Raw genomic sequence first — 22,315 nt, 5'->3', positions numbered from 1 at the left:
GTACCGCCCCTTCGCCGGGGCGGTACGTCCGCGACGCTCCTCGGCCTCTCCGGCACGTGTGACCCAGGTCTCACCAAGCCATGTCCGGTCCCCCGCCGCGGCTCCGACCCCTGGGTGTTCGCACCACCGAGAAGGAGTCGACATGGACAAGCCGGCCGGACGGCGCGAGTGGCTGGGGCTGCTGGTGCTCGTGCTCCCCACACTGCTCGTCGCGATGGACATGACCTCGCTGTTCCTCGCGCTGCCGCAACTGAGCGCCGAGCTGGGCGCGAGCAGCACCGAGCAGCTGTGGATCACCGACAGCTACGGCTTCCTCGTCGCCGGGTTCGTCATCACGATGGGCACCCTCGGCGACCGGATCGGCCGGCGGAAACTGCTGCTCATCGGCGGTGCGGCCTTCGCGGCCGTCTCCGTCGTCGCCGCTTTCTCCACCAGTCCCGGAATGCTCGTCGTGGCCCGCGGGGTGCTGGGGATCGCCGGGGCGACGCTCATGCCGTCGACGCTCGCCCTGATCACCAACATGTTCCGCGACGAGCGGCAGCGCGGGAAGGCCATCTCGATCTGGGCCACCTGCCAGTTCGCCGGCGGCTCGCTCGGGCCGGTCCTCGCCGGGTTCCTGCTGCAGCACTTCGCCTGGGGCTCGATCTTCCTGATCGCCGTGCCCGCCATGACCGTGCTGCTGGTCGCCGGCCCGATCCTGCTGCCCGAGTTCCGCACGCCCGCGCCGGGCCGCCTCGACTTCGGCGGCGTCGCGCTCTCGCTGGCCGCCGTGCTGCTGTTCGTGTTCGGCCTCAAGCAGCTGACCACCGGTGCCGGCCTGCTCGTGCCGCTGGGCGCGATCCTCGCCGGGACCGTGCTGGGCGTGGTGTTCGCCCGCCGGCAGCTGACCCGGCCGGAGCCGTTGCTGGACCTGCGGCTGTTCCGGAACCGGCCGTTCACCGCCGTGCTGGTCGCGCTGGTGTTCGCGGGGGTCGCGATGGCGGGCGTCGGGCTGCTCGTCACGCAGTACCTGCAGGACGTGCTCGGGCACTCGCCGCTCGTGTCGGCGCTGCTGTTCGCCCCGATGGGCATCGGTGTCGCGGCGGGCACGACGATCGCTCCCGCGCTGGCCCGCCGGCTGGCCCCGGCCACGGCGATCGCGGGCGGCCTGGTGGTGTCCGCGGCCGGCAGCCTGCTCCTGGTGTTCGCCGACGGCCTTCCCCTGGTCGTGGCGGGCATCGCGGTGCTGACCCTGGGCACGGGCCCGTTGTTCGCGCTGGGCATCGGCCTGGTCGTCGGGTCCGTGCCCCCGGAGCGCGCCGGCTCGGCCGCGTCGATGGCGGACACCGGCAACTACCTCGGCGGCTCGCTCGGGCTGGCCTTCATCGGCCTGACCGCCGCGGCGGTCTACCACGGGGTGTTCCCGGCGGGCACGACCCTGGCGGCCGACGTCACCCACCCGGAGCTGGCGACTCAGGCGAAGGAGGCGTTCACGAGCGCGCTGAACGTCACAGGCGTGATCGCGACGGTGCTCTTCGCGGGCCTGGCGCTGCTGGTGACGGTGATGCGGACCTCAGCCGAGCGCGCCGAGGAACTGCAGGACGCCCAGCAGGCCCGCTAAGGCGCCCAGGAACTGGTAAATCCCGAAGCTGCCGCCCACCCGGCGGACGGACGCCTCGGCGCGCGGGTCGAGCAGTACGGCGACGGTCTTCCCGACGCGGGGTGACACGAAGGTGTACCGCCCGGCCCACGCCGAGCGGGTCCGGCCGTAGACGGTGTACCGGACCTTCGGCTCGCTCGGCGCCCGGTTCAGCCACCGCCGCTCGTCGACGACGTCACCCTCGATTTCGCGGGCCAGCCCCGCGAACCGCAGGCGCCCCGCCGCGATCCCCGCGGACAGCGCCCCGAACAGGGTGAAAGCCCAGGCCACGAGCAGGTACGACGCGGTGACGTCCGGAGCCAGGTGACCGGCGGCCAGGCCGAACGCCACCAGCAGCACCCCCCGCACGGCGAAGGCGGCGGGCAGCGCGGTCCGGGGTGTCGGCAGCAACCGGACCCGCCCGGCGCCGGCCGGTCCGCACCGCACGACGTCGTCCACCAGCACGGGCACGGTCGTCGGCCGGAGTTCCCGTTCGACGCCGCTGACGTCGTCGACGACGGTGCCCGCCACCGGAGAAACCCGGAAGACCTGCGGAAGCGAGCGAACGGCCGTCACGCGGTACCGGCGCACCCCGCGGGCGAACCACCACCGGAAAGACAGCCAGGCCGCGCCCGCGATCGCCTCGATCGCGCCGGCCCCCGTGAAGACCCATCCCGCCGCACCGTGCACGCGTCAGCCGGGTCCTTTCACAGGGGATCTGGTGGGCGCAGCAGGGTTCGAACCTGCGACCGCTCGGGTGTAAGCCGAGTGCTCTTCCGCTGAGCTATGCGCCCGGACGGCGACGGTCCCCGCGAAGGGAACCGCCGCCGGGAAGCCTCACGCCAGTTCGGCGACGGCCTTCTTCCAGCCCTGCTGGTCGCGCGCCTCGCCCGGGGCGTTCACCTCGGCGAAGCGGACCACACCTTCGGTGTCGATCAGGAAGGTGCCGCGGACGGCGAGACCGGCCTGCTCGTTGAAGACGCCGTACGACCGGGCCACATCACCGTGCGGCCAGAAGTCGGACAGCAGCGGGAACTGGTAGCCCTCCTTCTCGGCCCACGCCTTCAGCGAGAACGGCGTGTCGACCGAGACGCCCAGGACCTGGACACCCTTGTTGTCGTAGTCGGCGAACTCGTCACGGAGCTGGCAGAGCTCGCCCGTGCAGATGCCGCTGAACGCGAACGGGTAGAAGACCAGCAGTACCGGCTTGTCGCCCTTGAAGGACGACAGCTGCACCGGCTGCTTGTTGTAGTCGTTGAGCGTGAAGTCAGGGGCCTGTGAGCCGACCTCGACGGCCATACCGCGATTCCTCTCCCGTACGGACACGTGCCTGCGACGACAACCCTATCGTGTCAGCTGGGCGGGGCCGGTTCAGCGCTGTTTCGACTTCGACTTGGGGGACACCAGCCTCGTGCCGATCCAGTTCGCGCCGACACTGATGTTGGCGGTCTGGGCCAGGCCCACGACGGGCACCGCTTCGGCGATTTCGCTCGGCTCGACGTGCCCGGGCTGCCCCGTCTTCGGGGTGAGCACCCAGATCACGCCGGTCTCTTCCAGGGGGCCCCTGGCGTCGATGAGCGCGTCGCCGAGGTCGCCGTCGTCTTCGCGCCACCACAGCAGCACCACGTCGATGACCTCGTCGGCTTCCTCGTCGAGGATGTCCCCGCCGATCTGCTCCTCGATCGCCGCGCGGACGTCGTCGTCGACGTCCTCGTCCCAGCCGATCTCCTGGACCACCATCTCGGGCTTGATGCCGAGCCTCTCGGCGACGCCGGTCTGATCAGCGTCTCCCGCGGCGACCACTGCTTCACTCCTCCAACTACGACGGAGCGTGGCGCTCGAGCACCCTCGTGGAGGGTACGGCTGCGCCACACTCGGCTACCCGGTTGCCGATAGCGAACACTGGTGTGGCTCTCCGCGCAACCGTCCACACCGGATCTTTGACAACTCGTGTCGCAGGATACGGGGCGCCGGGCACCCGCCGCGACGGCGTTTCGGGTGCCTCCGGGACCGGACTGGCACCCTGCCGGAGGGCGTCCCCTAGGGTGGGGAGGAAGAAAACGCGCGCGCGGATACACCGCGCGCGGGGAGTGGCTCGACCGGGCCAGCCGATGTTACCGCCTGGTAGCGGTGCGGAAGCCGGGACGGAAGACGACGATGGAGAGTCGTACACCCCCGAGTACGAGCGCCACCGGCTACAACTTTTCGCAAGGAGACCCCTTGGCCCCGCAGAACGACGGCGCCTCCGGCAAGGAGACCCCGGCACGCGTACGCGTAATCCGAGACGGATTGGCTGCGCACCTGCCCGACATCGACCCGGAGGAGACCGCCGAGTGGCTGGACTCCTTCGACGAGGCGCTGGCCAGGGGAGGCCAGCAGCGGGCCCGGTACCTGATGCTGCGCATTCTGGAGCGCGCCCGTGAACGCAACGTCGGTGTACCCGCGCTGACCTCGACGGACTACGTCAACACCATCCCCACCGAGAACGAACCGTGGTTCCCCGGTGACGAGGAGATCGAGCGGCGCTACCGGGCCTACATCCGGTGGAACGCCGCGATCATGGTGCACCGGGCGCAGCGCCCCGGCGTGGGCGTCGGCGGCCACATCTCGACCTACGCCTCCTCCGCCGCGCTCTACGAAGTCGGGTTCAACCACTTCTTCCGCGGCAAGGACCACTCGAGCGGCGGCGACCAGATCTACATCCAGGGGCACGCCTCCCCCGGCATCTACGCCCGCGCGTTCCTCGAGGGCCGGCTGTCCGAGCAGCAGCTCGACGGCTTCCGCCAGGAGTACTCGCACGCCGGCGAGGGCGGCGGCCTGCCGTCGTACCCGCACCCGCGGCTGATGCCGGAGTTCTGGGAGAACCCGACGGTGTCGATGGGCCTCGGCCCGATGAACGCGATCTACCAGGCGCGGTTCAACCGCTACCTGCGCGACCGCGGCATCAAGGACACGAACGACCAGCACGTCTGGGCGTTCCTCGGCGACGGCGAGATGGACGAGGCGGAGTCGCGCGGCCTGATCCACATCGCGGCCGGCGAAGGCCTAGACAACCTGACCTTCGTGATCAACTGCAACCTGCAGCGGCTCGACGGCCCGGTGCGCGGCAACGGCAAGATCATCCAGGAGCTGGAGTCGTACTTCCGCGGCGCCGGCTGGAACGTCATCAAGGTCATCTGGGGCCGCGAGTGGGACTCGCTGCTGCACGCCGACCGCGACGGCGCCCTGGTCAACCTGATGAACGTCACGCCGGACGGTGACTACCAGACGTACAAGGCCAACGACGGCGCGTTCGTCCGCGAGCACTTCTTCGGCCGCGACCCGCGGACGAAGGACCTGGTCAAGGACCTCTCCGACGCCGACATCTGGAACCTCAAGCGCGGCGGCCACGACTACCGCAAGGTGTACGCGGCGTACAAGTCGGCGCTGGAGCACCACGGCCAGCCGACGGTGATCCTGGCCCACACGATCAAGGGCTACGGCCTGGGCCCGGCGTTCGAGGGCCGCAACGCCACGCACCAGATGAAGAAGCTCACCCTCGACGACCTGAAGCTGTTCCGCGACTCGCAGCGGATCCCGATCAGCGACGAGGAGCTCGAGCGCGACCCGAAGCTGCCGCCGTACTACCACCCGGGCGCGAACTCGCCCGAGATCGAGTACCTGATCGGCCGCCGCAAGGCGCTCGGCGGCTTCCTGCCGGAACGCCGCCCGAAGTCGGCGAAGGCGCTCGTGCTGCCCGGCGACAAGGTCTACGAAGGCGTCCGGAAGGGCTCCGGCAAGCAGGAGGTCGCCACGACGATGGCGTTCGTCCGGCTGGTCCGCGAGCTGGCGAAGGACTCCGAGATCGGCAAGCGCGTCGTCCCGATCATCCCGGACGAGGCCCGCACCTTCGGCCTCGACTCGATGTTCCCGACGGCCAAGATCTACAACCCGCACGGCCAGACCTACACGTCGGTCGACGCGAGCCTGATGCTGGCCTACAAGGAGTCCGAGAAGGGCCAGCTGCTGCACGAGGGCATCAACGAGGCGGGCTCGACCGCGTCGTTCACCGCCGTCGGCACGTCGTACGCGACGCACGGCGAGCCGATGATCCCGATCTACATCTTCTACTCGATGTTCGGGTTCCAGCGCACCGGTGACGGCCTGTACGCCGCCGCCGACCAGATGGCCCGCGGGTTCGTCATCGGCGCCACCGCCGGCCGCACCACGCTGACCGGCGAGGGCCTGCAGCACGCCGACGGGCACTCGCTGCTGCTGGCGGCGACCAACCCGGCGGCCGTGGCGTACGACCCGTCGTGGTCGTTCGAGATCGCGCACATCGTGAAGGACGGCCTGCGCCGGATGTACGGCGAGACCGGCCCGGACGGCAACGGCGAGAACGTCTTCTACTACATGACGATCTACAACGAGCCGTACCAGCAGCCCGCCGAGCCGGAGAACCTCGACGTCGACGGCCTGCTGAAGGGCCTGTACAGGTACGCGGACGCGCCGTCGGGCGACGGTCCCGAGGTGCAGATCCTGGTCTCGGGCGTCACGATGCCGGACGCGCTCAAGGCGCAGAAGCTGCTCGCCGAGGAGTGGGGCGTGCGGGCCGCGGTGTGGTCGGCGACGTCGTGGACCGAGCTGCGGCGCGAGGCCGTGGAAATCGACCACGACAACCTGCTCTACCCGGGCAGCGAGCCGCGCGTGCCGTACGTGACCGAGAAGCTGCAGGGCGCGAACGGCCCGGTCGTGGCGGTGTCGGACTGGATGCGCGCGGTGCCGGACCTGATCCGCCCGTACGTGCCGACCGACATGCTGACGCTGGGCACCGACGGGTTCGGGTTCTCCGACACCCGGCCGGCGGCGCGGCGGAAGTTCCTGGTCGACGCCGAGTCGATCACCGTCGGCGCCCTGTCGATCCTGGCCAAGCGCGGCGAGGTCGACCAGGCGAAGGTCCTCGAAGCGGCCACGAAGTACCGGCTCGACGACATCGCGGCCGCCGGGCCGCAGACGTCGGATTCCGGCAGCGCGTGACCTGGTGCTAGAAAGGGACCCGGCAGACATCCGATGTCTGCCGGGTCCCGCTTGCTAGGGAGTTGATGAAGGTGACGAAGCGCCGACTGCCCAAGCCGGACGAGCTGAAGCAGCTCCTGCGGCCCAAGCCGATCGTGCTCAACCCGACCGACCGGCGCCTCGGCAACGCCCACACCATCGCCGACCTGCGGATGATCGCGCGCAAGCGGACCCCGCGGGCGGCCTTCGACTACACCGACGGCGCGGCCGAGCTCGAAGACAGCCTGCTCCGCGCCCGCCAGGCCTACCGGCGGATCGAGTTCCACCCGAACGTGCTGCGCGGGGTGTCCGATGTGGACACCACGCGGGAGATCCTCGGGAAGACGTCGGCGCTGCCCTTCGCCTTCGCCCCCACGGGTTTCACGCGGATGATGAACCACGAGGGCGAGGCCGCGGTCGGCCGCGTGGCCCAGCGCAACGGCATCCCGATGGGTCTCTCGACGATGGCGACGACCTCGATCGAGGACCTCGCCGCGGCGGCACCCGACGCCCGCAAGTGGTTCCAGCTCTACGTCTGGCGCGACCACGGCGCCGGCGAAGATCTGATGAATCGCGCGTGGGCAGCCGGCTACGACACGCTCATGCTGACCGTCGACACCCCGGTCGGCGGCGCGCGGCTGCGGGACGTCCGCAACGGCCTGACCATCCCGCCGGCGCTGACCCTCAAGACGTTCCTCGACGGCGCGACGCACCCGGCGTGGTGGTTCAACCTGCTCACCACCGAACCGCTGAACTTCGCCTCGCTGAGCCACTTCGACGGCACCGTCGCCGAACTGCTCAACAAGCTGTTCGACCCGACGCTGAACTACGACGACCTCGACTGGGTGCGCCGCACCTGGCCCGGGAAGCTCGTGGTCAAGGGCGTGCAGAACGTCGAGGACGCCCGCGACGTCGTCAAGCACGGCGCCGACGCGGTGCTGCTGTCGAACCACGGCGGCCGCCAGCTGGACCGCGCGCCGACCCCGCTGGAGCTGCTCCCGGCGGTGCTCGACGAGATCCAGGGCGGCGCCGAGGTCTGGATCGACACCGGCATCCTCTCCGGCGGCGACATCGTCGCGGCGATCGCCCGCGGCGCCGACGCCGTCCTGGTCGGCCGCGCGTTCCTCTACGGCCTGATGGCCGGCGGCGAGCGCGGCGTCCAGCGCTGCGTGGACATCCTCCGCACGGAGATGGTCCGCACGATGCAGCTGCTGGGCGTCCGGACCCTCGCCGACCTCACGCCCTCGCACGCGACCCTGCGTTAAACCTGCGCCTGGCCGCCGTCGACGAAGAACTCGACGCCGTTGACGAAGCTCGCGTCGGGTGAGGCCAGGAACAGTGCCGCGCCCGCGATCTCGGACGGGTCGCCGATCCGGCCGAGCGGGACGTCGGCCTCGAACATGTCGAGCATCGCCTGCTGCGCGGCGGGCTCGGCCAGGCCGAGCAGGCCCGGGGTGCGCGTTGGCCCCGGGCTCAGGACGTTGACGCGGACGCCCTTGCCCTTCAGGTCGAGTGCCCAGGTGCGGGCGAAGTTGCGGACGGCGGCCTTCGTCGCGGCGTAGATGCTCATGCCCGGCGCCACGCGCGTCGACGTCGTCGAGCCGGTGATGATGATCGACGCGTTTTCGTTGAGCAGCGGCAGGGCCTTCTGCACGGTGAAGACGACGCCCTTGACGTTCGTGGCGAACGTGCCGTCGACCTGCTCCTCGGTGATCTCGCCGAGCGGGGCGACGGTGCCGCCGCCGGAGTTGGCGACGACGACGTCCAGGCCCTTCCCGCGCTCTTCGACGGCGCGGTAGAGCGCGTCGAGGTCGGCGAGGTTCGAGGAGTCGGCGCGGATCGCCTGGACGCTGCCGCCGATCTCGGCGACGGCGTCGTCGAGGACCTCCTTGCGCCGCCCGGTGATGAACACGTGCGCGCCTTCGGCCGCGAACCGCTTCGCGATGGCGAGCCCGATTCCGGTGCCGCCGCCGGTGACCACAGCTGTCTTGTCCTGCAGGTTCACGATGCTCCTCCGAGTTCTTGACTGTCTCGTCCAGAACGTACGCCGTTCTGGACGAGACAGTCAAGAATGGGTAGGCTGAGGGCATGGCGCGACCCCGGAGCTTCGACCAGGACGCGGTGCTGCGCGCCGCCAGGGACCAGTTCTGGTCGACCGGCTACGCGGGCACGAAGATCGACGACATCGCCGCCGCGACCGGCCTCGGCAAGGGCAGCCTCTACGGCGCCTTCGGCGACAAGCACGCGCTGTTCCTGCGCGTCTTCGACGACTACTGCACCGAGTCCGCCGAGTCGACGCGGCGCGCGCTGGAGGGTCCCGACACCGGCGCCCTCCAGCGGATTCGCGGCTACGTCCTGGGGATCGCCGAGTCCACGGCGGCGGACCGGGACCGGCGCGGCTGCCTGCTCGCGAAGGGCACGGCGGAGTGCGCGGAGCACGACGAGGCCGTCGCGACCCGCGCCCAGCGCGTCTTCCACGAGCTGCAGGAGCAGCTCACGACGGCCATCGCGGCCGCCCAGCGCGCAGGCGACATCGCCGGCGACCAGGACCCGGCCCACCTCGCGAGCCTGCTGCTGGCGGTCACCCGCGGCATCGAGGCACTCGGCAAGGGCGGCTCCACCCCCGCCGAACTCCGCACGGTCGCCGAAACCGCCCTGGCCGTCCTCCCCCAGCCGTAACCCACGTGATCAGAACGCCAACTCACGTGATTGGAACGCCAACTCGCGTGATTGGGAGGTCGACACGGCTCCCGGGCTCGCTTACGCCGTGTCGACCCTCCAATCACGCGTGTCGACCCTTCAGACACGCGTGTCGACCCTGGGATCACGTAAGGCCCTGACTCGTTGGGCCGTGTGGCGTCAAGTTCTTGACGGACCGCCCGGTTTGTGAGGAGGATCACGGGCACTCGCCGAAAGGCCGTTTTCGCATCGTGGAAAACGGAGGTCGCTCGTGTTCGTGCAGGCCCTGTTCATGCAAGACGTGACTCCCCTCGGCTCGCTGGGCCTGTCGGCGCTCGTCGCCGTGCTGCCCCTGGCCACCGTCCTCGTCCTTCTCGGCGTCGTCCGGATGCGGGCGCACCACGCCGCCCTGATCGGGCTGCTCGTCGCGCTCGTCGTCGGGATCGCCGCGTTCGGGATGCCGATCGTGCAGGCCGTCTCCGGCGCGCTGTCGGGCGCCGCGTTCGGGCTGTGGCCGATCATGTGGATCGTCGTCAACGCGCTGTGGATCTACCGGCTCACCGTGCGGACCGGGCACTTCGACGTGCTGCGCCGCTCGTTCGGCCGGATCTCCGACGACCCGCGCATCCAGGCCCTGATCATCGCCTTCTGCTTCGGCGCGCTGATGGAGGCGCTGGCCGGGTTCGGCGCGCCGGTCGCGATCAGCGCGGTGATGCTGGTGGCCGTCGGCTTCCACCCGGTGAAGGCCGCCGTCGTCGCGCTGGTCGCGAACACCGCGCCGGTCGCGTTCGGCGCCATGGGCACGCCGGTCGTGACGCTCGCCCAGGTCACCGGCCTGCCGCTGGAGCAGGTCTCCTCGATCGTCGGGCGCCAGACGCCGTTGCTCGCCCTGGTCGTGCCGCTGCTGCTGGTGATCATCGTCGACGGCAAGCGCGGCCTGAAGGACACCTGGCTGCCCGCGCTGGTCTGCGGGGTCGCGTTCGGGCTCGTGCAGTTCCTCGCGTCCAACTACGTATCGCCGCAGCTGGCGGACATCGGTGCCGCGCTCGCCGGCGCGGCCGCACTGGTGGCCCTGCCGCAGACCCGCCGCGCGGTGCCCGAAGCCGTCCGCGTCGGGATGGGCGGCACCGCGACCGCCGACGCCGAAGCGCCGCCCGAGGATTCACGCGGTGACGTCGTGAAGGCCTACATGCCGTACGCGCTGATCATCGTGATCTTCTCCCTCGCCGTGCTGCCGCCGATCAAGAAGCTGCTCGACAAGGCGACCTGGAAGTTCCACTGGCCCGGGCTGAACGTCGCCGGGCCGAACGGGAAACCGGTGTCCGGCAACACGTTCTCGCTGCCGTTCCTCAACACCGGGGGCACGCTCGTGCTCATCGCCGGGATCATCACGGCGGCGGTGCTGGCGGTACGCGCGAGCGGCGCGGCGAGCGAATGGCTCGCCACGGTCAAGGAACTGCGGTTCGCGATCCTCACCGTCACCAGCGTGCTCGCGCTGGCCTACGTGATGAACCTGTCCGGCCAGACCACCACGATCGGCACGTTCATCGCGGCCGCCGGCGCCGCACTCGCGTTCCTGTCCCCGGTGCTTGGCTGGTTCGGCGTCGCCGTCTCGGGGTCCGACACGTCGGCGAACGCGCTGTTCGGCGCCCTGCAGGTGACGGCGGCCCACCAGACCGGCCTGCCGGCGGACCTGCTCGCCGCGGCCAACAGCTCCGGCGGGGTGCTCGGCAAGATGGTCTCGCCGCAGAACCTCACCATCGCCTGCGTGGCGGCGAACCTGCCCGGTGAAGAGGGCAAGCTGCTGCGCAAGGTGCTGCCGTGGAGCCTGGGGCTGCTGCTGGTGATGTGCCTGATCGTGTGGGGCCAGAGCACGCCGGTGCTCAGCTGGATGCTGCCATGACGCCGTGGTCGCGGGCCGCGACGCGCTTCGCCGAGCGGTTCCACGTCCACCAGCCGTGCACGACCAGCCCGGCGAACACGATGTAGATCGCGGCCGAGAAGTACAGGCCGGACGAAATCTGCAGCGGCACGCCGATCGCGTCGACGACCAGCCAGACCAGCCAGAACTCGACCAGCCCCGCGCCCTGCGCGCCGAAGGCGACGAGGGTGCCGACGAAGATCGCGGCGTCCGGCCACGGCGCCCACGACGCGTGCAGCGCGTCCAGGACCAGGGCCATCACGGTCGTCCCGGCGACGAACGCGCCCAGCATGACCAGGCGTTCGGTGAGCCGGCCCTGCCGCACGACGACCCCGAACACCGGGTCCTTGCGGCGCGTCCAGGCCCACCAGCCGTAGACGGAGATGGCGAGGATGGCGACCTGCCGGGCGGCGAGCCCGCCGAGGTGCGCGGAGGCGTAGACGGCGAACAGCAGCACGGTGGCGCCGACCTGGACCGGCCACGTCCACAAGGTGCGACGTTGCGCGAGGAACACCACGGCCAAGGCGAACACCTGCCCGGCGAACTCGGCGATGGAGATCCACTGTCCGAGCACCCGGAAGCCGTGTTCCAGCAGGTAGTTCACGTGACGCCCCTTTCGTCCTACCGCACCCAACATGCTCCGGGAGGGGCGCATTCCCTAGGGACTGTGAGGCGCGGAACATCCCACCTCGTGGACGTCGCCGACGCGGATCGTGCCGCCGCGGACGACGCGGGCGTGGACGCCGAGTTTCAGGTCGTTGGTCTCGGCGATCGTCTTGAGCAGTCCGGGCGCGGCCGGGAGGCCGTCCCACGGCAGGCCGACCATCACGCAGCGGACGGCCCGGCGGAGGATCTCCAGCTCGACCCCGCCGATCCGGACCCGCTCCCCCAGCCAGGCCTCCTCGGCCAGCTCCGGCGCCGGGCCGGTGTCGAGCAGCAGGTTCGGCCGCAGCCGCCGTTCGTCGATCTCGACGCCGGGCGCCTGTCCGGCCAGCCAGGCTAGTGACGACGTCGTCAGCAGGTGGATGGCGGCCTCGTCGTGGTGCGGGATTTCGGCTTCCCGGACGAGCCGGACGTCCGGGCGGCCCAGCGCGGCGGCGATCTCCTCGTGAGCGGCGTCGCCGCGGACGGTGCGCCCGTCCGGGAGGGTCACCACCGGCACGTCGCCGTCGTAGTGCGCCGCGAACTCGTGCAGGCCCGCCATCCGGCGGAACCGGCGGGTGTTCTTGCCGCTGCCGAACTTGCCGTCCGGGTCGCGGACGGCGTACAGCCGGTCGCCGTCGAGACCGCGCTCGCCGAACTCGCCCTCGGCCAGCCGTTCCCCGCGCATCGACTTCACCGGATAGCGCCACAGCGCCGTCACGACCCCCATGGATCCCACAGTAACGAGACGGGCCCGGCAGCTTCCTCGCCTGCCGGGCCCGTCTCGTCACGCTTCCGCTCAGATCTGCGGGCGCGGGGTCCCCACCGGCGGGGTCGGGGTGTTGGCGGCGCCGACCGTGGCGCGGGGCGCCTCGCTGCGGCCCATCTCGCCGGTGCGCTGCTGCGGCGTCTCGGCCATCTGCTGCTGCATGTTCGCCATCCAGCCGCGCCAGCGGTCCTGCGCCGGCTTGATCAGGCCGCCGCCGAAGCCGACGACGATGACGCCGCCGATGGTGGCCAGCACGGCGATCAGCACCGGGCCGGTGATCGCGGTCGCGATGTTCACCTGTCCGAGCGCGGCGATGATGCCGAACGCCATGATCAGCCAGTAGGCGCCGGTGGCCAGGTAACGGCCGGCCGGGCGGCCCGACATCGCCGACGAGACGACGTCACGCACGACCTTCGCGATGGCCGCGGCGACCACGATCAGCACCAGCGCGACCACGATCCGCGGCAGGAACGCGATGATGTCGTTGAGCAGCTGGCTGACCGGGTTCGTCGGCCCGAACACACCGAACGCGAGCTGCAGCGCGATCAGCAGGACGAAGTAGTAGACCAGTTTCACGAGAATTCCGGCCGCGTCGATCTTCTGCTGGCCGATGCTGCCGGAAAGGCCCGTCTTCTCGATCAGCTTGCCGAAGCCCACTTTACCGAGGACGAGGCTCAGGCCTTTCGCGATGGCCTTCGCGATCAGCCAGCCGATCAGCAGGATGATCAGGAAACCGACGAGTTTCGGGACGAACGTGGCCACGAGGTTCCACGCCTGCCCCAGTCCGTCCTTGAGTTGCTGGCCCATGCCGACTCCCTCTTGATGTTTCGCACCGAATCGCGCCGCGATTCGGGTGATGCCGCTTGGTGTGCACCGGATCGTTGATCAGGTACCCAGCGGCGGCAACTCGTGCGCCCCACGATCGAGTGAGACGACTGGCGCGCGAAGATCGTTGGCAGCCATACTGGTTCTACCGGTGGGGACCGGGGAGACGAGGCCGTCCGGCGCAGCGTAAACCGCAAGCGCCGGGCGGCCTCGAGCATTTGGGGGATACCGGGGCATGGGGGGCGCAGAAAACCGGCCCCCGGAAGCCGAAGCTCCCGAGGGCCGGGTGAACAGCGGTGAAACGTCAGGCGGCGCGCAGGGCGTCCCGCAGTTTCACCTTCGCGCCACTGCGCATCACGGCGTTGCGGTAGATCCGCGCGGCCAGCCAGATCAGCCCCGGAATCAGCAGCACCACCAGCCCCACCGACAACACGGCCTCCCACACCGGTACCCCGCCCATCGCGAGCCGCATCGGCATCAGCGTCGGCGAAAACACCGGAATCACCGAAAGCACCTCGACGAACGTGTTGCCCGGATCCGACGGCAGCACGGAAATGCCGACCACGTACCCGGCGATCACGAACATCAGCGCGGGCGAGGTCGCACCGGCGACGTCCTCCTGGCGCGAAACCAGCGCCCCCAGCGCGGCGAACACGATCGAGTACATGAAGAACCCGAGCAGGTACCACACGATCAGCCACACCACGGTGCCGATGGCCGCCGAAACGGAAATCGTGAGCACACCCGTGGCCAGCCCGGCGATGATCCCGCCGGCGCCGATCACCACCATCTGGACCAGCCCCACCACTCCGATGCCGAGCACCTTCCCGGCCATCAGCTGCCACGGCTTGATCGTCGACAGCAGCAGCTCGACCACGCGCGACGTCTTCTCTTCGACGACACCCTGCGCGACACCCTGGCCGTTCAGCATCAGCGAGAGGTAGATCAGGACACCCGCCGCAATGCCGAGGACCAGCTGCTGGCCGTCGTAGTCGTACGGCTGCTCCAGCGGCGGGTCCTCGACGAACTTCGCGGCCGCGACGGCGGCGTTGAAGTCCGCCGGGTTCCGGCCCGCCGCGGTGATCTGCTGGTCGAGCGCGACCTGGCGGGACAGCAGCTGCAGCACGTTCGCGAGGTTGCCGTTGAGGTCCTTCTTCACCTGGACGTGCACGCTCTTGCCGTCACCGGTGAGCAGCGCGTCGATCGAGCCGTCGGCGAGCTTCGCGCGCCCGGCGGCCTCGTCGGCGAACTGGGTGGTGTCGAGGGACTCGCCGACCGCCTCGGCCCCGCTCTTCAGCGGCGTGGCGAACGCGGCGGTGGCCGGGGTGTAGCCGACGGTCGCGTCGGCGCCACCGCCACCGGTGAACAGCTTGATCGCCACGATGCCGACCACGATCAGCAGCAGGATGACCGCGGTGCTGACGCGGAAGGCCTTGGCCTTCAGGCGGGTGCTGATCTCGCGGGAGGCGACCAGGCCCACCGCCGCGGCCGGGCTCATCCCGACGTCCGAGACCGGGGTACTCATGCGGGGACCTCCTCGGTCGTCACGACGGAACGGAACAGGTCGGCCAGGGTCGGCTGCTCGCGGGCGAACTCGCGCACCGGCCCGGTGGCCAGCGCGGCCTTGAGCACGTCCTGGTCGTCGGCGCCGGCGAGCTCGAGCTCGGTCACCGTGCCCTTGCGGCCCAGCACCTTCACGCCGGCGAGCCCGTCGGCCCAGCCGTCCTCGGCCCCGGGCACGTCCACCCGCAGCCGCACGGCCCCGCCGGAGCGCAGGTCGCCGACCGTGCCGATCTCGACCATCTGTCCACTCCGGACGATGCCGACCCGGTCGCAGAGCCGCTCCACCAGGTCGAGCTGGTGGCTGGAGAACACGACCGGCACGCCCTCGGCGGCCTTTTCCCGCAGCACCTGGCTCATCACGTCGACCGCGACCGGGTCGAGGCCGGAGAACGGCTCGTCGAGCACCAGGATCCGCGGCTCGTGCACCAGCGCCGCGGCCAGCTGGACACGCTGCTGGTTGCCGAGGCTGAGCTTCTGCACCTCGTCCTCACGGCGGGCGGCGACGCCCAGCCGTTCGGTCCACCTCTCCGCCGACGCCTTGGCGGCGGTGGCGGACATGCCGTGCAGCCGGGCCAGGTAGGTGAGCTGCTCCCCCACCTTCATCTTCGGGTACAGGCCGCGTTCCTCGGGCATGTAGCCGATGTGCCGTCGCGTTTCGTGCGTGACCGGTTCGCCCGCGTAACGCACCTGCCCGGCGTCGGCGGAAAGGACGCCCAGCGCGATGCGCATGGTCGTCGTCTTCCCGGCGCCGTTGCTGCCGACGAAGCCGAACAATTCGCCCGGCCGGACGTCGAACGTCATTTCCCGCAAAGCGACCACGTCGCCGTAACGTTTGGAGATCGCGTCGATCTCTAGACCGGTCATCCCGGTGCCCCCATTTCCTCGCTTGGCTGCGATCGTAGGCAGGAGGTACACGCACCGCATAGCGACCCGCGTTGCCGGCACCGGCTACGAAAGTTGCGGGCCACGTAGGATCGCGTCGAAATGGCCGAAACCACCACACCGCGCCGCGTGCCGAAGCACCACGGGCTGTCCGCGAAGACGCTCCAGCGGCTGGAGCGCGCTTCCGGCAGCCTGGCGAGCGCCAGCATCGCCGTGATGGAACAGCGGCTGCCGTGGTTCGCCCGGCTGCCCGCCGACCAGCGCGCGAGCGTCCTGCTGATCACCCAGGCCGGCGCGGCCGGCTTCGTCGGCTGGCTGCGGGACTCCAAGGAGGCCCTGAAGCTCACGACCGAGGCGTTCCGCGACGCGCCGGCCGAGCTCTCGCGCTGGGTCAGCCTGCGCCAGGCCGTCGGGATGGTCCGGCTCGCCATCGAAGTCTTCGAGGAGCAGCTGCCGGCGTTCGCGGCGAACGAGGCCGAGCGGGCCGCGCTGATCGAGGGAATCCTGCGCTACGGCCGGGAAATCGCCTTCGCCGCGGCCAACTCCTACGCCGCGGCGGCCGAGGCGCGCGGCGCCTGGGACGCGCGGCTGGAGGCACTGGTCGTCGACGGCATCGTCCGCGGCGACGCGGAGGAGTCCGTGCTCTCGCGCGCGACGGCGCTGGGCTGGGACCCGACCGCCGCGGCGACGGTCCTGGTCGGCAACCCGCCGTCGGAGGACCCGCCGACGGTGGTGTTCGAGGTCCGCAGCCGCGCCGCCCGGGTGGGACGTCCGGTGCTGCTGTCCGTGCAGGGTTCGCGGCTGGTGGTCGTCGTCGGCGGCGCGACCGAGGGCGGGGTGAAGGAGCGCGAGATCCTCGGCCGGATGTCGGTGGCCTTCGCCGACGGCCCGGTGGTCGCCGGCCCGACGGTCCCGACGCTGGCCGAAGCGCACCACAGCGCGACGGAGGCGTTGTCGGGCCTGCGGGCGGTCGTCGGCTGGCCGGGCGCGCCGCGGCCGGTGCGCTCGGTGGACCTGCTCCCGGAGCGCGCGCTTTCGGGCGACGCCGAAGCCGAGCGGCTGCTGGTCGACAGCATCGCGCGCCCGCTGGAGGAGGCCGGCCCGACCCTGCAGCGCACGGTCGAGGCGTACCTCGAGAGCGGCGGGGTGCTGGAGACGTGCGCGAAGACGCTGTTCGTGCACCCGAACACCGTCCGCTACCGCCTGCGCAAGGCGGCGGACCTGACGGGCTGCCAGCCGACCGACCCCCGGGACGCCCTGGTGCTGCGGATCGCGCTGGCGGTGGGCCGCCTGGCCCGCGCCCGCGGCCTCTGGTGAAGCGGCCTCTGGTGACTCTGGGCCCGAGCGACCTGCCAACAGTGCGCGGCAGGCCGCGGGAAGTCCGGCCGGCGCGGCGTCCGAACGTGCGGACCCGGCCGCGCTCTTCCTCTCCCGCGTGACCCAGATTACAGTGAACCCGACAAGGCTTCCGGGTTACGTGCGAGGTCGCACGGCGCGTCTTTGGAGGTTTCCGACAAAGACGCGCGGCAGACACTGTGAGCGTCGGCATCCCGCTGAAGGACCGTCCCCGTGTTGTCTTAGAGGGTGACAGCAGCAGTGCTCGCTCCCGGTCAGGGGTCCCAGGCCCCCGGTATGTTCACGCCCTGGCTCGACCTCGACGGCGCCCGCGAGCGCGTCGCGCAGTGGTCCGAGCGCGCGGGGCTCGATCTGCTCCGCCTCGGCACGGAAGCCGAAGCCGAGGAGATCCAGGACACCGCGATCGCGCAGCCGCTGATCGTCGCGCTTTCGCTGCTCACCTTCGAGCACCTCCAGGCCACCGCGCCCGTCCCCGCGGACGCGCCGGTCGCCGGGCACTCGGTGGGCGAGCTGGCCGCCGCCGCGATCGCCGGCGTGCTCGAGCCCGCCGACGCCGTCGCGCTCGCCGCCGTCCGCGGCGCCGAGATGGCCAAGGCGTGCGCGATGGAACCGACGTCGATGGCCGCGGTGATGCTCGGGGACCCCGAGCAGGTCGTCGCGTGGCTGGAAGGCCAGGGTCTCGCCGCCGCGAACCGCAACGGAGCGGGGCAGATCGTCGCCTCCGGTGCCGCCGACACCATCGCGAAGATCGTCGCCGAACCGCTCGAGGGCACGAAGATCCGCGCCCTCAAGGTCGCCGGCGCGTTCCACACGCACTACATGGCGCCCGCCGAAGAGGCGCTGCGCGCCCACGCCGCCGAGCTGACGCCCGCCGACCCGACCCGCCCGCTGCTGTCCAATGCGGACGGCGCCGTCGTCACCAGCGGGGCCGAGTACCTGGCGCGGCTCGTCGCCCAGGTCACCCGGTCGGTCCGCTGGGACCTGACGATGGACGGCCTGGTCTCGCTCGGCGTCACCCGCACCGTCGAACTCGCGCCCGCGGGCACGCTGACCGGCCTGGTCAAGCGGCAGCTCAAGGGCGTCGTCACCACTACCACCGCGCTGAAGACGCCGGCCGAGCTGGCGGCGCTGCGCCAGGAGGACGCCTCGTGACCGACCGACCCGCCCTGAGCCTCAACCCGGGCTCCCGCGGCAGCCGCGTGCTGGGCGTCGGCAGCTACCAGCCCGAGCGGATCGTCAGCAACGACGACCTCTCGAAGATCATGGAAACCAACGACGAGTGGATCCAGACCCGCGTCGGGATCATCGAGCGCCGCTTCGCCGAGAAGGACGAGCTGCTCACCGACATGGCGGTCGCCGCCGGCACCGCCGCGCTGGCCGACGCCGGGGTCGACCCGTCCGAAGTGGACACGGTGATCCTGCCGAACTGCACGATGCCGACGCAGATCCCGAACGCCGCCGCGCAGGTCGCCGCCCGGATCGGCATCCCGAACCCCGGCGCGTTCGACCTCAACGCCGCGTGCGCCGGATTCTGCTACGGCCTGGGTGTCGCGTCGGACCTGGTCCGCGCGGGCTCGTCCAAGAAGGTCCTCGTGATCGGTGCCGAGAAGCTCACCGACTCCGTGAACCCGACCGACCGCGCGAACGCGATCATCTTCGCCGACGGCGCGGGCGCCGCGGTGGTCGGCGCGTCCGACGAGCCGCAGATCGGCCCGGTCTCCTGGGGCAGCGCCGGCGACCTCGTCGACCTGATCGGGATGACCGAGGAGAAGTTCATCTACCAGGAGGGCCAGTCGGTCTTCCGGTGGGCGACCACCCAGATCGCGCCGATCGCGCTGCGCGCCCTCGAGGTCGCCGGGCTGAAGCCGTCCGATGTGGACGTGCTGATCCCGCACCAGGCCAACCTGCGCATCGTCGAGGCGATCGCGAAGAAGCTGCGGGCCAACGGCGCCCGTGAAGACATGGTCGTCGCCGACGACATCAAGTACTCCGGCAACACCTCGTCGGCGTCCATCCCCCTCGCGCTGGACCACATGCGCAAGGCCGGGACGGCGAAGTCCGGTGACGTGGTGCTGGCGGTCGGCTTCGGCGCGGGCCTGTCCTACGCCGGGCAGGCGTTCGTCTGCCCCTGACCGTTACGCTCCCGGCGGGCACTCGCCCACCGGTTACCCAGCACCATCCCAAACCCCAAGTAAGACCGAGAAGGGAACTACCCCATGGCTGACAACACTGAGATCCTCGCCGGCCTCGCCGAGATCGTCGAAGAGGTGGCCGGTGTGGCTCAGGACGACGTCACCGCCGAGAAGTCGTTCGTGGACGACCTGGACATCGACTCGCTGTCGATGGTCGAGATCGCCGTGCAGGCCGAGGACAAGTTCGGCGTCAAGATCCCGGACGACGAGCTCGCCAACCTGAAGACCGTGGGCGACGCCGTCAACTACGTGTCGGCCAACTCGAAGTAAGTCCTGTTCCCCTCCTTGAGGAGACTCCCATGAGCAACATCGACGTCGTGATCACCGGTCTCGGCGCCACCACACCTCTCGGCGGGGACGTGACGTCCACCTGGGACGGTCTGCTGGCCGGGCGGAGCGGGGTCCGGACGATCGAAGCCGACTGGGTCGAGGAGCTGCAGCTGCCGGTCAAGATCGGCGGCATGCTGGCCGTCGATCCCTCGGAAGTCCTCCCGCGGGTGCAGGCCCGCAGGCTGGACCGCTGCGAGCAGGTCGCGCTGATCGCCGCCCGCCAGGCGTGGGCCGACGCCGGGTTCGAAGAACCGACGGACGAGCACACCGACGTCGACCCCGACCGCCTCGGCGTGTCGATCGGTACCGGCGTCGGCGGCCCGGTCACCCTGCTCACCCAGAACGATCTGTTGCACCAGCAGGGTCTCCGCAAGGTGTCGCCGCTGACCGTGCCGATGCTGATGCCGAACGGCCCGGCCGCGCACGTGGGCATCGACCTGAAGGCGCGGGCCGGGGTGCACTCCCCGGCCTCGGCCTGCGCCTCGGGTGCCGAAGGCATCGCGAGCGGGGTGGAGATGATCCGCTCCGGCCGCGCCGACGTCGTGGTCGCCGGGGGTGCCGAAGCGTGCATCCACCCGATCACGCTGGCCGGGTTCGCCCAGGCCCGCACGGTGTCCACCCGCAACGACGACCCGGGTGCCGCATCCCGGCCGTTCGACGCGAACCGGGACGGCTTCGTCCTCGGTGAGGGTTCGGGCGTGGTCATCCTGGAGCGGGCGGACCTGGCGAAGGCCCGCGGGGCGCGCGTCTACGCGACGATCGCCGGGCACGGCATCACCTCGGACGCCTACCACATCACCGGCAACCACCCCGAGGGCATCGGCCAGATCGCCGCGATGCGCGCGGCGATGAAGATGGCCGGCGTCACCGCGGCGGACGTCGGGCACGTGAACGCGCACGCGACGTCCACTGTGGTCGGTGACATCGGCGAGGCGGCCGCGATCCGCAAGGCGGTCGGCGACCACGCGATCGTCACGGCGCCGAAGGGTTCGATGGGTCACCTGGTCGGGGGGGCCGGCGCGGTCGAGGGGATCATCACGATCCTTTCGCTGTACCACGGCATCGTGCCGGCCACGATGAACCTGACCGACCTGGACCCGCGGGTGCAGCTGGACGTCGTGTCGGGCGAACCGCGCAAGGTCGAGCTGACCGCGGCGATCAGCAACTCGTTCGGGTTCGGCGGCCACAACACCGCCCTGCTGTTCACCCCGGCGGCCTGAGCACGCTGACAAACGAAAAAGGGCCCGGCTTCGGCCGGGCCCTTTTTCGTTCAGTGGTTCAGCATTTCTGGTGTTCGGGCTGCAGGCCGCCGTCGACGGCGGCGATCCTCAGCGCGGAGTTCTCGACGACCATGGGCATCACGAGCCGCCACTGGATGCACGGCTCGGGGAACCAGTCCGGGGCGTCTTCGGCGTTCTGCTCGCTCCGGAACCCGACCAGGACCCGCAGTGACGAGCCGGAGCCACGCTCGATCCGGTAGACGACGGCGTCGGTGTCCTTTGTGGTGCGGATGCCGTTCTTCCAGGTGACGGGCGGCTGCTGCGCCACCCGTTCCGCCGTGACCACGGTCGTCCACTGCTGGTACTTCTGGGCGTTGATGGCCGCGAAGTACGTTTCCAGCACCTGGCGCACCTGGGCGGCCTGCGGGTGGAACTGGGCGTCCGGCATCATCGCGACCGCGCCGGACGGGGCGGGCACGCCGGTGCTGGCCGACGCCTGCGACGATGCGGGCGCCGACGTGTCCGGGGTGGGCTGGTCGGGACGGCGGTAGAGCTCGCGCGCGAGCAGGCCGCCGCCCACGGTCACGGACAGCACCACGACCACGACGGGCACCAGCCAGCGCTGGCGGGAGCTGGAGGCGGGGGTCGTCACGCCGAAGAGCGTACCGGCCCCGCCACCGGTCCTCACCCGGTGCTAGCCGACCTGGTGCAACCAGGTCACCGGAGCACCGTCACCGGCGTGACGGTACGGCTCGAGCGCTTCGTCCCAGCTCGCGGCCAGGAGTTCGTCGAGCTTGTGGGCCAGCGACTCGCCGCCGCGGGTCATGCTCACGAGTGCGCGCAGCTGGTCCTCGCCCACCACGATGTCGCCGTTGGCGCTGGTCCGTCCGTGCCACAGGCCGAGCCCGGGCGCGAAGCAGAACCGTTCGCCGTCGACGCCCGCGCTGGGCTCTTCGGTCACTTCGAACCGGATCATCGGCCACGCCTTGAGAGCGGACGCCAATCTGGCGCCGGTGCCCGCGGGCGCGCGCCATCCGCATTCGGCGCGAAGCTGACCCGGACTGGCCGGCTGCGCCGTCCACTTCAGGTCGACTCGGGCGTTGAGGGTGCCCGAAATAGCCCACTCGACGTGCGGACACACCGCAGACGGCGACGAGTGGACGTACACCACACCTCGGGTGCTGCCACGGGTGCTCACTGCTACCTCCGCTTGCTCGACGAGGGACGTCTTCCCCTACGCCCTGAAAATCGAGCTGCGTGGCCTCAGTGCGGCTCCCGAATACC

Annotated in this window: 21 protein-coding genes and 1 tRNA gene; 10 read left to right on the top strand and 12 right to left on the bottom strand. The window is 70.7% G+C overall.

All coding sequences use genetic code 11. The annotated features are described in order from the left end of the window. The first annotated feature begins 142 nt into the window (after positions 1–142). On the top strand, positions 143–1,600 hold the full coding sequence (locus tag ACIOD2_RS26285) for an MFS transporter (RefSeq protein ID WP_400543099.1): 1,458 nt from the start codon (positions 143–145) through the stop codon (positions 1,598–1,600). Here ACIOD2_RS26285 and ACIOD2_RS26280 read toward each other — a convergent pair. From ACIOD2_RS26280 to ACIOD2_RS26265, 4 genes are all read right to left on the bottom strand, one after another. Further along, positions 1,553–2,308 (bottom strand): hypothetical protein, encoded by a 756-nt coding sequence (locus ACIOD2_RS26280; protein WP_400543096.1) that lies wholly within the window; start codon positions 2,306–2,308, stop codon positions 1,553–1,555. The genes ACIOD2_RS26285 and ACIOD2_RS26280 overlap by 48 nt on opposite strands. Before the next feature lie 29 nt (positions 2,309–2,337). Then, positions 2,338–2,412 (bottom strand) — tRNA-Val (locus ACIOD2_RS26275). A gap of 43 nt (positions 2,413–2,455) precedes the next feature. Beyond that, positions 2,456–2,917 carry a peroxiredoxin gene (locus ACIOD2_RS26270; RefSeq protein WP_400543093.1) on the bottom strand — a complete coding sequence of 154 codons (462 nt, stop codon included), beginning with the start codon at positions 2,915–2,917 and terminating at the stop codon, positions 2,456–2,458. Between the two features lie 72 nt (positions 2,918–2,989). After that, the gene (locus tag ACIOD2_RS26265) at positions 2,990–3,421 is read right to left on the bottom strand and encodes a DUF3052 domain-containing protein (protein ID WP_400543090.1); all 432 of its coding nucleotides are present in this window, start codon (positions 3,419–3,421) and stop codon (positions 2,990–2,992) included. A gap of 417 nt (positions 3,422–3,838) precedes the next feature. Between ACIOD2_RS26265 and aceE the strand changes: the two genes are divergently transcribed. Both aceE and ACIOD2_RS26255 read left to right on the top strand, forming a co-directional pair. Next, positions 3,839–6,634 (top strand): pyruvate dehydrogenase (acetyl-transferring), homodimeric type, encoded by a 2,796-nt coding sequence (gene aceE / locus ACIOD2_RS26260; RefSeq protein WP_400543087.1) that lies wholly within the window; start codon positions 3,839–3,841, stop codon positions 6,632–6,634. 71 nt (positions 6,635–6,705) lie between these two features. After that, the gene (locus ACIOD2_RS26255; protein WP_400543084.1) at positions 6,706–7,917 is read left to right on the top strand and encodes an alpha-hydroxy-acid oxidizing protein; all 1,212 of its coding nucleotides are present in this window, start codon (positions 6,706–6,708) and stop codon (positions 7,915–7,917) included. Here the strand turns inward: ACIOD2_RS26255 and ACIOD2_RS26250 are convergent. Continuing rightward, positions 7,914–8,660: an SDR family oxidoreductase gene (locus ACIOD2_RS26250; RefSeq protein WP_400543272.1), complete on the bottom strand. Its 747-nt coding sequence runs from the start codon at positions 8,658–8,660 to the stop codon at positions 7,914–7,916. The genes ACIOD2_RS26255 and ACIOD2_RS26250 overlap by 4 nt on opposite strands. A gap of 80 nt (positions 8,661–8,740) precedes the next feature. Between ACIOD2_RS26250 and ACIOD2_RS26245 the strand changes: the two genes are divergently transcribed. Both ACIOD2_RS26245 and ACIOD2_RS26240 read left to right on the top strand, forming a co-directional pair. After that, complete coding sequence (locus tag ACIOD2_RS26245) at positions 8,741–9,331, top strand: TetR/AcrR family transcriptional regulator (RefSeq protein ID WP_400543081.1); 591 nt, start codon at positions 8,741–8,743, stop codon at positions 9,329–9,331. 286 nt (positions 9,332–9,617) lie between these two features. Next, positions 9,618–11,234, top strand: a complete 1,617-nt coding sequence (locus tag ACIOD2_RS26240; protein WP_400543269.1) for an L-lactate permease — start codon at positions 9,618–9,620, stop codon at positions 11,232–11,234. On the opposite strand, the gene ACIOD2_RS26235 is transcribed toward ACIOD2_RS26240, so the two are convergent. The 5 genes from ACIOD2_RS26235 to ACIOD2_RS26215 all read right to left on the bottom strand — a co-directional run bounded on the left by ACIOD2_RS26235 (position 11,215) and on the right by ACIOD2_RS26215 (position 15,915). Then, a complete protein-coding gene (locus tag ACIOD2_RS26235) occupies positions 11,215–11,856 on the bottom strand; it encodes a nicotinamide mononucleotide transporter family protein (protein ID WP_323335662.1) in 642 nt (213 codons plus the stop codon). The two genes, ACIOD2_RS26240 and ACIOD2_RS26235, sit on opposite strands and share 20 nt — an antisense overlap. A 54-nt stretch (positions 11,857–11,910) precedes the next feature. After that, a complete protein-coding gene (locus ACIOD2_RS26230; RefSeq protein WP_400543077.1) occupies positions 11,911–12,624 on the bottom strand; it encodes an MOSC domain-containing protein in 714 nt (237 codons plus the stop codon). 69 nt (positions 12,625–12,693) lie between these two features. Further along, positions 12,694–13,470: a hypothetical protein gene (locus tag ACIOD2_RS26225; RefSeq protein ID WP_400543074.1), complete on the bottom strand. Its 777-nt coding sequence runs from the start codon at positions 13,468–13,470 to the stop codon at positions 12,694–12,696. Between the two features lie 322 nt (positions 13,471–13,792). After that, a complete protein-coding gene (locus ACIOD2_RS26220; RefSeq protein WP_400543071.1) occupies positions 13,793–15,013 on the bottom strand; it encodes an ABC transporter permease in 1,221 nt (406 codons plus the stop codon). Then, entirely contained in the window at positions 15,010–15,915 is a 906-nt protein-coding gene (locus tag ACIOD2_RS26215; protein ID WP_400543068.1) for an ABC transporter ATP-binding protein, read from the bottom strand. Before ACIOD2_RS26215 ends, ACIOD2_RS26220 begins: the two co-directional genes overlap by 4 nt. A gap of 120 nt (positions 15,916–16,035) precedes the next feature. On the opposite strand from ACIOD2_RS26215, the gene ACIOD2_RS26210 reads away from it, so the two are divergent. The 5 genes from ACIOD2_RS26210 to ACIOD2_RS26190 all read left to right on the top strand — a co-directional run bounded on the left by ACIOD2_RS26210 (position 16,036) and on the right by ACIOD2_RS26190 (position 21,031). Then, positions 16,036–17,250, top strand: coding sequence for a PucR family transcriptional regulator (locus ACIOD2_RS26210; protein ID WP_400543065.1), 1,215 nt, complete (start codon positions 16,036–16,038; stop codon positions 17,248–17,250). 267 nt (positions 17,251–17,517) lie between these two features. Next, entirely contained in the window at positions 17,518–18,441 is a 924-nt protein-coding gene (locus ACIOD2_RS26205) for an ACP S-malonyltransferase (protein WP_392771765.1), read from the top strand. Then, positions 18,438–19,421, top strand: coding sequence for a beta-ketoacyl-ACP synthase III (locus tag ACIOD2_RS26200; protein WP_400543061.1), 984 nt, complete (start codon positions 18,438–18,440; stop codon positions 19,419–19,421). The genes ACIOD2_RS26205 and ACIOD2_RS26200 overlap by 4 nt, the downstream gene beginning before the upstream one ends. A gap of 84 nt (positions 19,422–19,505) precedes the next feature. After that, positions 19,506–19,751 carry an acyl carrier protein gene (locus tag ACIOD2_RS26195; RefSeq protein WP_037820481.1) on the top strand — a complete coding sequence of 82 codons (246 nt, stop codon included), beginning with the start codon at positions 19,506–19,508 and terminating at the stop codon, positions 19,749–19,751. 29 nt (positions 19,752–19,780) lie between these two features. Then, a complete protein-coding gene (locus ACIOD2_RS26190; RefSeq protein WP_400543057.1) occupies positions 19,781–21,031 on the top strand; it encodes a beta-ketoacyl-[acyl-carrier-protein] synthase family protein in 1,251 nt (416 codons plus the stop codon). A 58-nt stretch (positions 21,032–21,089) separates the two neighbouring features. On the opposite strand, the gene ACIOD2_RS26185 is transcribed toward ACIOD2_RS26190, so the two are convergent. Both ACIOD2_RS26185 and ACIOD2_RS26180 read right to left on the bottom strand, forming a co-directional pair. Beyond that, a complete protein-coding gene (locus ACIOD2_RS26185; RefSeq protein WP_400543054.1) occupies positions 21,090–21,683 on the bottom strand; it encodes a hypothetical protein in 594 nt (197 codons plus the stop codon). A 42-nt stretch (positions 21,684–21,725) separates the two neighbouring features. Then, entirely contained in the window at positions 21,726–22,229 is a 504-nt protein-coding gene (locus tag ACIOD2_RS26180; RefSeq protein WP_323335642.1) for a DUF3145 domain-containing protein, read from the bottom strand. Positions 22,230–22,315 lie beyond the last annotated feature (86 nt).

This window comes from Amycolatopsis sp. NPDC088138 (genome assembly GCF_044741685.1).
In the GTDB taxonomy this organism is placed as follows: domain Bacteria; phylum Actinomycetota; class Actinomycetes; order Mycobacteriales; family Pseudonocardiaceae; genus Amycolatopsis.
Note: the sequence above shows the minus strand (reverse complement) of the source record. Positions and strands in the feature narration are given on the sequence as shown.